The 14,190-nt window shown below is 41.3% G+C and carries 8 protein-coding genes; 6 read left to right on the top strand and 2 right to left on the bottom strand.

Annotated features, from left to right (window positions below; all coding sequences use genetic code 11):
• Nucleotides 1-186: 186 nt before the first annotated feature.
• Complete coding sequence (locus P0106_RS01190; RefSeq protein ID WP_285064537.1) at nt 187-1,314, bottom strand: diacylglycerol/lipid kinase family protein; 1,128 nt, start codon at nt 1,312-1,314, stop codon at nt 187-189.
• A 248-nt stretch (nt 1,315-1,562) separates the two neighbouring features.
• Between P0106_RS01190 and P0106_RS01185 the strand changes: the two genes are divergently transcribed.
• From P0106_RS01185 to P0106_RS01165, 5 genes are all read left to right on the top strand, one after another.
• Nucleotides 1,563-3,152, top strand: a complete 1,590-nt coding sequence (locus tag P0106_RS01185; RefSeq protein ID WP_182831611.1) for a L,D-transpeptidase — start codon at nt 1,563-1,565, stop codon at nt 3,150-3,152.
• A 64-nt stretch (nt 3,153-3,216) separates the two neighbouring features.
• Nucleotides 3,217-4,536, top strand: a complete 1,320-nt coding sequence (locus tag P0106_RS01180; protein WP_415681677.1) for a phosphatase domain-containing protein — start codon at nt 3,217-3,219, stop codon at nt 4,534-4,536.
• A 68-nt stretch (nt 4,537-4,604) separates the two neighbouring features.
• Entirely contained in the window at nt 4,605-7,103 is a 2,499-nt protein-coding gene (locus P0106_RS01175) for a S9 family peptidase (protein ID WP_473730332.1), read from the top strand.
• Nucleotides 7,104-7,133: 30 nt separating this feature from the next.
• Nucleotides 7,134-7,853: a Crp/Fnr family transcriptional regulator gene (locus tag P0106_RS01170; protein ID WP_119676051.1), complete on the top strand. Its 720-nt coding sequence runs from the start codon at nt 7,134-7,136 to the stop codon at nt 7,851-7,853.
• 52 nt (nt 7,854-7,905) lie between these two features.
• Nucleotides 7,906-10,284 (top strand): transglycosylase domain-containing protein, encoded by a 2,379-nt coding sequence (locus tag P0106_RS01165; RefSeq protein ID WP_415682194.1) that lies wholly within the window; start codon nt 7,906-7,908, stop codon nt 10,282-10,284.
• 103 nt (nt 10,285-10,387) lie between these two features.
• Here P0106_RS01165 and P0106_RS01160 read toward each other — a convergent pair whose 3' ends face one another.
• The gene (locus tag P0106_RS01160; RefSeq protein WP_119676053.1) at nt 10,388-11,542 is read right to left on the bottom strand and encodes a quinone-dependent dihydroorotate dehydrogenase; all 1,155 of its coding nucleotides are present in this window, start codon (nt 11,540-11,542) and stop codon (nt 10,388-10,390) included.
• Nucleotides 11,543-12,134: 592 nt separating this feature from the next.
• On the opposite strand from P0106_RS01160, the gene P0106_RS01155 reads away from it, so the two are divergent.
• Complete coding sequence (locus tag P0106_RS01155; protein ID WP_119676054.1) at nt 12,135-14,129, top strand: ABC-F family ATP-binding cassette domain-containing protein; 1,995 nt, start codon at nt 12,135-12,137, stop codon at nt 14,127-14,129.
• Nucleotides 14,130-14,190: the final 61 nt, after the last annotated feature.

The following is a 14,190-nucleotide window of genomic DNA, read 5'->3' as shown; positions in this document are numbered from 1 at the left end:
TGTAGTCTGTTGTTGCGGTTGTTCCGATTTGGTTTTGATTTTGTTTTTTGGTTGAAGTTTGTTTGTAGTGGTTGATCATTGGATTATTTGGTATCGGCGCCGCTCTTATACTGTTCGACCAAGAATCACCCAGCCCTCTTGTATGCTTGAACAATTGCATATCGCTTAAACGGCTGAAATCGGAGACTAAACGGCAGTATCTTGAGTCAAAGAAGATTGCAAACTCTCTGGTATGCGCACGCATAAAGCCTGTTTGTCAACGCTAAAACGCAAGTGTTTTGTGTAGCCTAAAATATCTCCATCAACTTGCACAGGAGCAGGTCGTTCTATCTTGACTTCTGCTTCAACACCTTGCGATTGGTCGATTTTAGAGTTTGTAGAAAGCGGACTTTGCTGTGCTTTTCCTGTAACGGTTTGGTGTACAACGTCTCCAAATAGGTTAGCCCATCCAATTAATCCGCCAGATGTGTCAATAATTTCGAAGTCTAATATTCCATCGTCGTAAACGGCTTCTGGCATTAAAGAAAGCATTGGTATTTGTCCACAATTACCAGCCATAAGTGTGCGGAATGATATTCCTCTTGCTGTGTGATTTGTACCGTTTTCTCTAATAAAAGTCACATCTCCTCGATATTTTGGCGCAAATAAGTGTTTAACTCCTGCAACAAAGTAGGCTAACCAACTTATGTTCTTTTTTAATGCTGGATTAGTGTCGTCTATCATAAGAGCGTCGAAGCCAATTCCTGCAATAATCAAAAATGCGTGACCATGGTCTTCATACGGCTTGTCGAGTATAAAAACACGCCCAACGTCAACTTTTTTAGATCCGTGGCTTGTTGCAACTCTTAGCGCAGCTTGAACATCATCTACTGGAATACCCATGTTGCGCGCAAATAAGTTCCCTGTGCCAATTGGAATTATTCCCATAGCGTGGTTCGTGCCAGAAACCGCGCTCGCAACCGTTCTAACAGTGCCATCTCCACCAACTGCCACAACAACATTTGCGCCGTTTTTTAAGGCTTCGAGTGCGCATTCTCGCCCGTCTTTATTTAATTGAGTGTCTATTATTTCGTATGTGAAATTGTGTGATTTGCAATATTCTTTAATGTCAAGTCTATATTGTTCTGCTTGAGGTTTAGACGGGTTTAGTATGAAAGCGTAATGTACACTATCTCCGTGTCGCTCTGCGAGTTTTTCTGCTAAATGATGCTTTTTCAAGGCACGCGTAACTATCATAATGATGAATGGCGCAAGTACTAGCGCAAAAACAATCACCATTAACGCAATTGTCGCTTGAATTGGCATATCTGGCATATTTATTATTCTTGCACATATCTTCAATATATGGTGATTATTTTTAGAATATTTGCGAATATTTGATTACTTTTCACATTTTCATCACGTATTGAGCATATTTTTTATTTTTGGCTCGCATTTCTATTATTTATTTCTATTATTTCTATTTATACGTTTTACATTCCTTATGTGAGTTATATGCTAAGTAAGTGCTAAACTTGCCACATGCGATTTTTGTGCCATTAATCGAGCAGGGGTTTAAGAGTATGTCCGAGTTAGAACATAATAATCCAGACGCTTTTGAGTCTGAAAATATTGATAATATTGCTAATAATATAGACGTAAACAGTGTAGATAATTACAATATTGACAATAACAATATAAATCAGACTGCTGTTTTAAAGAACCGCCATAAGTCGAACAAGTCTGCACTGGTTCTTTTATATTCTTTGGTCATATTCGTTATACTCTTAGTTTGCGCTTTTCTTGGCACACAAGCGTATTTCCATAATCGTGTTGCCCCTGGTGTACATTTTGCTGGAAGTAGTCAAATTGTTGGCGCTCAGTTGGCAGCGGTTTCTAAAAATGTAGATAATGCTGTTGATAACACCAAAATAGAAATTAAAGATGATCGTGGTAAAACAATCAACGCGAATTTTGAAGACTTGTACGTCAAAGTAGATAAGAGCGCAACGGTTAAAAATATAATGCGATCTAAGCACGATAACGCGTTTACAATGCTTATGCCTTGGGTTCAGAAGAATGTCGCTTTGCAAGCAACTCGAAACGACATAGATATGGATGCGTATATCATCAAGAAATTTGTTAACGATAAAGATCGTGCAATGCCTTATACGGCAAAATACGATTCTGGTTCTGAATCTTATGTGGTGGAAGATGGTGTTCCAGGTCGTACAGTAATAACATTGCCTGTTCGTGAGGCTGTTAAAAAATCGCTTGAAAATCCTGGTAAAACAGTAAAAGTTACTATTGAGTCTCGTAGGATTGAAGCACCGATTAAGCGTGATGTTGCTAAGAAAACTGTGGATCAGCTTAATAATATTCTTACTAAGAAAATCACTTTAAGTAATGGCGATTCAAAAGATTTTACGATACCTAAATCTGCAATCGCTTCTTGGATTAAGGTTAATGCTGATGAACAGAGAAAGCAGATTTCGTTTACTGTAGATAGGGAAGCAGTAAATACTTGGCTTTCAAAAGAGCTTGCTAAGAATCTGAACCAGCAGAAAATAGATCAGGAAGACACTTATAGTAAGAAGGGTCAGTTCATAATGACCACTCTTAAAGGTGTTAATGGCGTAGAGGTTCGCTATTCAAAGGATGTAGCAAACAAGGTTGTGGATACTATCGAAAAGGGTACAGACGCAAAGATTACGGTTCCGACAAATGTAGTAAAGTTTGCTGTTGAAAAGAAGATTGTTGAAATGCGTATTGTGGTTGATAAAACCACGCAGACAGTAAGCGTTTACAAAGATGATCAATTAATACGAACAATGCCAGTTTGCACGGGCTCCAATGGATATTACGAGACGCCAAATGGAACATTCCACATTTACTTACGTTATGACGTTCAAGCTATGCAAGGATTTAATAGAGACGGTTCTAGATACTATTTGCCTGGAATTACTTGGGTTAGCTACTTTAACGGTGGAATTTCATTCCATACAGCAAGGTGGAATGATGTTGGTATAGCACAAGGATACCCAGCAAAGCATGGTTCTCACGGCTGCATTAATATGTACGAGCAGGATTCTAAGTGGGTGTACGACAATTGCCCGCGTGGAACAATCGTACAAGTGGTTGGCGAGCAGCCAGATGGTCCAGTTCGTCAATAATTCATTGCAATAGTGAGTTATAGGATTTATAAAAGTTATAAAATTAATAAAAGCGAGTAACAATTTGGCTAAATTGGATGACAATAACGCTGCAAAAGGCGGCGAACAAGCCAAGCAAGAATGTGATTCTCCAGCTGTAGCTAGAAGAATAAGCAGTACGCCTATTCAAGTGCGAGTTACAGCCACGCTTTTTGATGCTCCTTCGGACGAAGAGCGTATAGATAAAAAGCCGCCTTTTATTCGATTTGCCAGAAAATTTGTTACGTCAAGCGTTGGATTTTGGATGCGCGTAAGCGGTAAAATTATGCGTCGCTTGGGTTGGTTCCCAAGCGTTGAGCCTTATATTGGTTATGGAACTGATAATTATGCTCGTTTGATTTGCCGTACTGTTCTTGCTCCTAAAGCTGGTCATCATTCTGTTTTGAAGCGCGGAATATATGCGATGCTTGTTGTTCCTGCTGTTAGGATTCGTGTTTCTTTAAGCATTGATGGTGTTCCTGTTGAATCTGCGCAAGTTGGTGATTCGTCTGTGTACGATAAGCCAGATGCTAGTTTCAACAGTGGTGCTGAATATTGTGTTTCAGACTGTTCTGGTTATCTTGATTTGATTACTGAAAGATCACTTAATGTTGGTGAACATAAAGTGTCTTACAAAGTAGATAATCGTGAGCCTGTTGATGCAAGCATGTTTGTTATTTCTGAAAAATCTACTTTGGGAATAATTTCCGACGTTGATGACACTATTATGGTCACTCAGGCTCCTTCTCCGCTAAGAGCAGCTTACAATCTTCTTATTATGAATCCAGAGCACAGACATGCTGTTAAGGGTATGAATCATTTCTTTAATAAGATTCGTGATTTTGTTCCTAACGCCCCGTTTTTCTATCTTTCAACTTCTCCTTGGAATGTGGAAGCTTCTATACGACACTTCATTTTGCGTGAAGGTTTTCCATCTGGACCGCTTCTTCTTAGAGATTTAGATCCTAGACCTAAGACTTTTGTGCCGACTGGTCCTCAGCATAAGCTTGAGTTTGCTCAGCAGCTTATGGATGATTTTCCAGGTATGAGATTTGTGCTTATTGGTGATGATGGTCAGAAGGATCCAGCTACTTATGCGAGTATTATAAAAAAATTCCCTAATCGAGTTTTAGCGGTAGGCATAAGACAGCTTAAGGTCAATTCAACTATGACCGATTTTAGGAGAGCAATGTCTAAGGATTTTGGGGTTACTCTTGCGTCTTCTAGAATTGCAAGCGTTGGTGATGGTAATTTTGTTAATGCTAAAGGTGCTGCTGGAACTTTTGAAGGTGTCCCATTTTTTGCAGCTCCAGATGGTGAATCTTTGGAAGATATTATGATTCCATTTATTATGGATGCTGTTTAATGTTGTGTAGTTGATATTGTGTAATTGTGCAGAATTTTTATGTTTTCTATGTGTTGTAAAGGTTATAAATGCAAGATAGTTCGCTAAAAGTCGGTGAGTTTGATTCTTTAAATAAGGCTGCTGGTTGTAAGCCTATGACCGCTACAAAAATTGATTATGTTCGTGAGTTTCACAATGATGTGTTTGTAGATGAATATGCTTGGATGAAAGACAAAGAGAGCAAAAGACTTCGTGAATATATTGATTCTCAAAACAAGTACACTGAACAACGCGTTTCTAGGTTAGATTCTTTGCGTAAACAACTGTTTAATGAAATGAAATCGCGTATTCAAGAAACGGATATGTCTGTTCCAACAAGAATGGACGGATATTGGTATTATGTGCGTACCGTAGAAGGTAAACAGTACGGGATTCAATGCCGAATGCCTGTTAAAAACGAGAATGATTGGGATCCGCCAGTTATAGATGAACGCGCAAATCCTGGAGAAACAGACGGCGAAGAAGTTATTTTTGACGCCAACAAAGAGGCATCGGAATTTGGTGGAGATTTCTTCCAACTCGGAGGAATGGATATTAGTTTAGACGGCACGAGAATGTTGTTTGGTGTCGATACTAAGGGTGATGAAAGATTCGATTTTTATATTCGTGATTTTTGCAAAAGTAGCAATGATTTTATAACGCTTCGAGATTGCATAAAAGGCATATCTTCTGCGCTTTTAACACCAGACGGAAAATGGGTTTTTTATGTGACTTTAGACAGCGCATGGCGACCATACCAAGTGTTTAGACATAAAATTGGAACTTCTGTAGAAGATGATGTAAAAGTTTTTGAAGAATTGGATGCGAGATTTTTTGTTAGCGTTTACGAAAGTTTCGACGAACGTAGCATTATGATAAACAGCAGCTCCAAAACGACTTCGCGCGTATTAATGCTTCCATTAAGCACTCCAGAAGCAGATTTTAAGATGGTGTTAAAGCCTATAAAAAACGTGGAATACGATGTTTCTTTCGCATGCTTTGAAAATGCTGGAGATGATGGTAAAGATATTCCACTCATGTTTGTAAGCCACAATCTTAAAAATCCTAATTTTCAGATTGACGTTATAGATTTGCGAAAGCAATCTATGGAATCAATGCCATTTAACATTGGCGAAGGCGATTGTGTGGTTCAGGGATCACCTTACGGCTGCAAAAATGGAGATTCATTAGAACCAGGGGCAAGCAAAAAAGCGGTTAGTGAACCGTATTACAACAGCAAAAATCCTAAGATTTTACAGGGAACTTGCGGATTGAGCATCGATGGTTTAAGCGTTTATAAGAATTATGTGGCTCTTTCTTTCCGCGCGAATGGCTTGCCTCAGCTTGCTGTTATGCCTAAAAGCAATGCTGTTGAAGATTTTAATGCTGGACGACCTTGGCGTTTTATTAGGGTTGGGGCAGAAGGTTTTATAAAAGAAACAGCGGAAGAGTGGCAACCAACCAATGTTGCAAAAGATAATTTATCTAATTTATCTGTCCAAAATAAAAATCAAAACCAAAACACCGCTCGAATTGAACTGTCTAAAATAACCAATGAGCAAGCTAAAAATAGTCGTGTTTATCTTATTGGAGCAACTGGTAATCCTTCTTACGAAGCTCCAAGAATGCGTTATTCTTGTTCAAGCTATGCAACACTAGGGTCTTTGTGTGAAATAGATCCTACTACAGGCAAAGACGTTTTGCTTAAGCGTGGGAAAATTCTAGGCGATTTTAACGAAAACGACTACGCAGAAAAACGAGTCTGGATTACTGTCCGAGATGGAGAGCGCGTACCCGTATCCCTAGTGTGGCGTAAAAACACTGTAGCTAAATCACAAGCAATGTTCATCACCGCTTACGGAGCTTATGAAATAAGCAGCGACCCGTATTTTTCTGTGGCGCGCCTAAGCATGCTGGATAGAGGAGTGCTGTTCGCGCAAGTCCATGTGCGTGGTGGCGGAGAAATGGGTCGTGCGTGGTATGAGAATGGTAGACGTCGCAACAAAAAACACACGTTTGAAGATTTTGTGGATGTTACGCGTGCTTTGCAACAAGCGGGTTATGCTTCGGCAAATCAGACTGTTGCAAATGGCGGTTCTGCAGGCGGTCTTCTTATGGGCGCTGTAGCAAATATGGCTCCGCAATGCTATGCAGGAATCGAAGCTGATGTTCCGTTTGTTGATGCGCTTACGTCTATGCTAGACGACTCGCTGCCGCTTACTGTTACAGAGTGGGACGAATGGGGAGACCCATTGCATAATGCGCAAGATTACGCGTATATAAAGTCGTACACGCCTTACGAGAATGTGCCTGAACATGTTGAGCCAGGTGAGTTTCCAAAGATTCTTATAACTTCTTCGATTAACGACACTCGCGTTCTTGTTACGGAGCCTCTTAAGTGGCTTGCTCGCTTGCAGGCTGCAGGCGCGGACGCGATTGCGCGCATTGAAACAGATGGCGGTCACGGTGGAAGCTCTGGCAGGTATAAAAAATGGGAGGAAGTTTGCTATGAAAACGCATGGTGTTTAGATGCCATGGGTATTTCGTAGAATATTTTTAAAACACATTGGAGGCTGATTGTGGTAAGAATTAAGCCAGATAAGCCCTACACGGAAGACCTTCCTTTAACGCATACAGCGTTATTTAAGCAAGTGCCACTCGATCAAGCGAGGGAGCTTCTCGAGCATTTGCATGAGTCGGTTTTTTCTAAGGGGCAGGCGATTTTTAACGAAGGAGATACTGATCGCCGCATGTATCTGCTTGAGCGTGGACGGGTTAAGCTTGTACGTCATTCAAGGGATAATCGTGTGCAATTGCTTAGTATCCACACGCACGGTGAGATTCTTGGAGAGATTCCTGTTTTTGACCCGTTCGGCGGTCCGCGTACAGCTTCTGCAATAGCAATTACAGATAAAACTCGCGTATTATGGCTAGAAAACGAAGTTCTTTTTAAATGGCTTGGCCATCATCCTAGGGTTGCCGTAGACATGCTTCAGGTTTTAGCTGCACGTTTAAGAGCAAACAACGAGCATATTTCTGATCTTGTTTTTATGGACGTTCCAGCTAGATTGGCTAAAACGCTTTTAAACCTTGCTTCTAGGTTTGGAGAACCTGTTAGGGAAGGTGTGCTTGTTCCTCACGATTTAACACAAGAAGAACTTGCTCAACTTGTTGGGTCTTCTAGAGAAACAGTTAATAAAGCGTTGATGGATTTTGCTCAGAGGGGTTGGATTAAAAGGCACGGTAGGTCAATTATTATTTACCAACCTGGAATGTTGATTCGCAGAGCAGAAAGATAAATCGCGATTTTTGCGTGCCGCAACGTAGAGGCAAACCTCTAGAATAGTTCGCATGCCTAAGAAGAAATCCCTCACAACTCGTCGCGTGTTAGCACTGTTCCTTACGTACATCACATTGTGTGTTGCAGGTGGTGTAGTATCAAGTATTTTATTTGTGCCAGGAGTAATGAGCGTAAACAGCGTGGTCAAGTCTGTTGTGCCTTCTCTTAGAGTTGATGGCATTGATTTTGACGTTACGGCTTTACCTCAAAAATCGCGTTTATACGCTTCTGATGGCAAAACAGTTATAGCAACATTTTATGCTCAAAATCGCACTGTTGTGCCATTAAGACGCATATCGCAATACATGCAGCAGGCAATGGTTGCGCGTGAGGATCGTAGGTTCTTTGAGCATTCAGGCGTTGATGTGCAAGGCGTTATGCGTGCATTTGTGCAAACGTTTATTAAAAAGTCTGATATGCAAGGTGGATCGTCTTTAACACAGCAATACGTTAAGAATGTTCTTATGATCAAAGCTAGAGAAGACAATGATCCTATTTCGGAATATCATGCTGCAGAAAGTACTGTTGCTAGAAAATTGCGAGAAATGTTAATCGCAATCCAAATGGAGAAAAAATACTCTAAGCTAGAGATTTTACAGGGATATTTAAACGTTGCACAGTTTGGTAGTAATAATCTTTACGGTGTAGAAACTGCTGCAAAACGCTATTTTAATACCACAGCAGCCGATCTTAATCTTGTTCAAGCTGCGACTATTGCAGCAATCACAAAGAATCCTTCTAGGTACGATCCTTCTATTGAAGAAAATCAGCCTGAATCGCAGAAGCAAAGAAATATAGTTCTTGATTTAATGCTTCGACAAAACTTTATAAGTCAAAAAGAACATGATGATGCGGTTACAACACCAATTAAAAGCACTCTTAATATTCAGCATGAAGTTGCTAACGTCGGTTGCCAGGCTGCTGGAGATGCAGCATTCTTCTGTGATTATGTTACTAAGAAAATCTTGAATTCTAGAGAATTTGGCAAAACAACTGTAGCAAGGCAGAAGCTGCTTAATGAAGGTGGCTTGGATATTTACACCACAATGGATATAACAGCTAACACAACCGCCATGAATACAGCTAGGGCCACTATCCCTGTTAATGATCCTAGTGGTTTTGAAGTCTCTATAGCTGCTATAAAGCCTGGTACTGGTGAAGTTCTTGGTTTTGGAAGCAATCGTATTTATGATGCGACCGATGCGGCGAGGTCTGACCCTACTCACACAGCTATTAACTACGCTGTAGATGAACAAGACGGTGGTGGCTTAGGCTGGCAGATTGGTTCTACTTGGAAGCCAATCAATCTTGTTGCATGGATGCTTGCTGGAAAATCAATTAATCAGCCTGTACGAACAAACACGTTCTATAACAATACTGAATTTTCGTGCGCAAGATATAAAGGTATAGGGCGTTGGTCTGTGAGAAATTCAGATGGTGGAAATGTTAATCCAGAAACACCGTTAATGGGTTTGGTGCATTCTCACAACACTATTCAGGCTGCTATGGGTGCTCAGCTTAAGCTGTGTGCAGTGGCAGAGGCTGCGAAAACACTTGGGTATCACAATTCTCCGATAGGTCAGGAAGACGTATTTTCTAAGAACTCTCTAAACCCTCCTATGGTGATTGGTGCAGTTCAGGCTTCCCCACTAACAATGGCAAATATTTACGCAACATTGGGTGCTAATGGTGTTCAATGTGACCCTATTGCAATCAAGCGTGTTATTGATAAAAACGGTAGACGTTTGCGAGTGCCAAGCGCTAATTGTCATCAGGCTATACCGAAAAAAATTGCTCAAACTGTAGCCTACGCTATAAATCAGGGTGTTGCTCAACCTAGTGGTGTTGCGCATGCTGCTCAATTAGCTGGTGGTCGTAAAACTTTTGCAAAAACTGGTACTAACGAACAGTATTACATGACTACTGCAGGATTCGTGCCAAATAAGATTAGTGCTTTTGTTGCAATTGGAAACGCTGAAGTGCAAAAGAGCTTCAACAACATGAGAATTAATGGTGTTTATCGAAGCGCTTGGTACGGTGTTTACATTGCAACTCCAGCTTGGAAAAAGTTTATGGACGATTATCTAAAAGCGGCAAACGTTCCTATCGACAATGAATATGGTAAGCCAGATTCAAAGTATATGGCTGGTGGAAAGATGCCGTCATTAACTCCGCAAATGCGTCAGGAAGATTATGCAGAGCAACAGCGTAAGCGCGATGAGGATGCTCGTAGACAGGCAGCTCAAGATCAGGCTCAGGCAAATCAGGGTGCTGCTTCGACAGATCCTGCGACTGGTGGATCGTCGGTTACTGGCGATGGAAGAACGAGTACATCTTCTGGGTCTGGTAATACAGATGGAACAGGAGACACATCTTCTGACGATAATTAAGTTTCATATGGTTAGTTGAAAATATTATTAAAAAATCAGCTGGCATTGAGGTATTGCATGAATACGTCGATACCAGCTGATTTATTGTAATCTATTCTAGTTTTTAATCCACATCAGCTGAAACAGCATCTTTAACTGTCTCAAACCCATCTTTTCTGAGTAAATCAGCAAGTCCGCGCTTTAGAACAGTTATTTGTTGAGGACCTCTATACATAAGAGAAGAAACGAACATAACTAGGTCAGCTCCGCTTCTAATCTTTTCATAAGCCTGTTTTGCAGTAAATACGCCACCTATTCCAGCAATTGCAAACCTGTTGCCAAACTCGCTTCTAGTTCGCTTAATAAGCTCATTACTTGCGGCAAATGTTGGGGCCCCTGAGATTCCACCTTTCCAATCTGCAGGAATGTCTAGTCCATCTCTATTCTTGCGCAAATTTGCAATGCTCACGCCATCAACATTATGTGCGCTTAAAACGTCTAACAAAGACTTAAATTGAGACCATCCGCCTTTTAGATTCAAAGGCATTTTTACAAGAGTTGGTTGAGGGCGATCAACTCTATCTAAAACATTAAAAAGCTTATCTAAAGCTTCTGGATCACTAAAAGGCTCGCCAGCCATAGTGTTTGGACAAGAAATGTTAACCTCAATCATGGAGCTTTTACCACTTGCTCGCTCCATAGATATTCGATAATCTTCAATGCCCTCGTCTAAATCACCAACAAGATTATCATTGGTGCGCGCAATGCTCACAGAAACGCGCATGCTTTTAGCATTAGTCCACGCTTTTTCCACTCTAGGAATTACAAACTCGCTGCCGTCGTTAGCAAGACCGGCATGAACAAGAAGAGAATCATATTGCGGAAGCCTATGATACCAAGGTTTAGCGTTTCCTTCGCATGGGCGAGCGGTTGTAGAGCCAACTGTTTCAAAACCAAAACCAGCATTGTCTAGAACAGTGCATAAGTCGCAGTTTTTATCGAGTCCCGCGCTTAAGCCAAATGGATTCGCAAAATCCACTCCCATAACTCGCGTTTCTAAAATTGGATCCGTGTAATTGAGCATTTGCCGCAAAAGCCACATTAATCCAGGAATGCGCTCGCTTGTTTTGCAAAATGCAATCATTCGATCGTGAGCTTCGTCTGGTGGAATGTTAAACACTAAGTGCGGCTTAATAATGTGCTTGTAGCTAAAAGTAAATAAGTCTGTTGTAGCTTTGTTCACAGCATTGTGTAAAGAATTTTCAGATACATAACCCATAACTCAATATTATACGACATTCAATATTATGCGACTTTCCGCTTTTTGTTGTTGATTTTGGTGTGTTGAGCTACAAAATGCGGAGTTGTTTTCCCGAGTTTGTACCAAATTTGATCTAAATCACGTACAATCTCGGGCAGGTCCTGTCGTTCGCGCGGTCTAAGCGCGAAGGCAGGTCGTCGCGCAAGTGAAGTAGAGATTCGAGATTTTTCGCACTGAATGAGATGAACCTCAGCATCTTTGATGGTGATTCATCGAATGAAGAAGAAAAATCGAGAATCTCGGTGATTAAGAAATACGCAATTGTTCAAGCATGTAAGAGGGCTGGGTGATTCTTGGTCGAACAATATAAGAGCGGAAGCCGATACCAAATAATCCAATGATCAACCACTACAAACAAACTTCAACCAAAAAACAAAATCAAAGACAAAACGGAACAACCGCAACACAAGATAACACGTAAAAGGCGGAGCGTTGTGAGACAAGAAACACCCAGCCCTCAGCAACGCTAAATAGGAAATATGGAATATCGTTCGCGCGGTCTAAGCGCTTTACCGCGCATAGTATAGTAGCACAGCTATATTTGTGAGTTATGCCTACTTATGATTTGGGACTAGAACGCGTATCGCTTGAATTTGCAACAAAAACTATTTTTAGAAATGTGACTCAAGGCGTTTTTGAGGGAGACCGTATAGGAATTGTTGGAAAAAACGGAGACGGAAAATCCACGCTTCTTAAGCTTCTTGAGGGTAGTATGGACCCAGATTTTGGCAGAGTTACGCGTAGAAGCGGCTTGACATTTGGCATTTTAAGCCAGCGAGATCCGCTGGACGATAATGCTACAGTTCGCCAAGCTGCATTGGAGAATCGCCAGGATTATGAGTGGGCTGCTGATTCAAAGTCTCGCGAAATTGTTGAGGCTCTTCTTGGCGGAATCAATCTTGAAGCTAAAGTTGGTACGCTTTCTGGAGGTCAGCGTAGGCGTGCGGATTTGGCTAGGTTGCTGTTGCATGATTGGGATATTTTGGCTTTGGATGAGCCTACGAATCATCTTGATGTGCTTACAATTCATTGGCTCGCAGAGCATCTTTTGCACAGGTGGCAAGACGGGCAGGGCGCGCTTTTGCTCGTTACGCACGACAGGTGGTTTTTAGACGAAGTTTGCTCTTCTATGTGGGAGGTTCACGATGGTGTGATTGACCCATTTGAAGGCGGATACAGCGCGTACATGATGCAGCGCGTTGAGCGCGAACGCCAGGCGGATGTTCGCGAGGAGCGCAGGCGGAATCTGGCTCGTAAAGAGCTTGCGTGGCTTTCTAGGGGTGCTCGTGCGCGTTCTACCAAGCAAAAGTTTCATGTTAAGCAGGCTCGTGAGCTTATAGCAGATGTTCCACCTATGCGAGATACTCTTGAGCTAAAAAGAATGGCAACTTCACGTCTTGGTAAGCAAGTTGTTGATTTGATTGATGTTACGCAAATTTTTGAAGATTCATCAAAGCCTGCTGGAGCAGATGCAGATATTGTAAAATCACCATTTTCTCAGCCTACACATGTTGGTAGCGTCGCTATTTCTGTAGAAGAATCGCCAGAAGCACCATTAAAAGAAACATGTGCAGCATCGCAAAAAACTATTACAGGTCGTATGCTTTTAGACAATCAAACGTGGCTGATAGGTCCAGGAGACAGATTTGGCATAGTTGGTGCGAATGGTGCTGGAAAATCAACGCTTTTGAACATAATAGATGGCTCTTTGCATCCGACTAAAGGACATGTAAACATTGGTAAAACTGTAAAGTTTGCTGTGTTGTCTCAACGTTTGGAAGAACTTGAAAAGCTTGGAAAATATAAGGTTAAAGAGGTTTTGAGCAGATATAAACCAAGCTACATAATCGATGGAAAAGAAGTTACTCCTGGTCAACTTATGGAAAGACTTGGGTTTAAGCCTGAACAGCTTATGACGCCAATAGCAGATCTTTCTGGTGGTCAAAAACGTCGTATGCAGTTGCTTCTGATTCTTTTAAACGAGCCAAATGTGTTGATAATGGACGAGCCTGGAAACGATCTAGACACCGACATGCTTGCTGTTATGGAAGATTTACTTGACACTTGGCCAGGTACTTTGATTGTTGTATCTCACGACAGATACTTGCTTGAGCGTGTAACAGACCAGCAATTTGCTCTTATTGATGGGAAAATTCGTCATCTTCCAGGTGGAGTTGATGAATATTTAAAGATTATGGAAGACTACGAGCGCGCAAATATGCAAGAATCTAAGGCAGATTTTGAGGCGAGTTCTAGGGCGGTTGCTGGCGATTCGTCAGATGCGGATTCTGCGGAAAAATCCAATCAAAAATATGAAGCAAAATTAAGCGGAAAAGCTTATTACGATGCTACTAGAAGAGTTTCAGCAATAGAGCGAAAACTAGAAAAGCTTGAGGAAGAAAAAAGCGAGATTGAGCAGAAAATGGCTAGCCATGATCCAAGTGATTTTGTAGGCTTGCAAGAGCTTAACGAGAAGTTGCAGGCGAATCAAAGCGAATCTAGCGCGTTAGAAGAAGAGTGGCTTGCGCTTAGTGAGCAGATTTGATACAAAAGTTTACAGTTGTAGTGTGTTCGTATAGAAAAACGCCGAAGTTAGGTACAATCGC

It is taken from the genome of Gardnerella sp. c11Ua_71, from assembly GCF_055818025.1.
The sequence above is the reverse complement of the archived record's forward strand: the minus strand, read 5'-3'. Positions and strand labels throughout refer to the sequence as shown.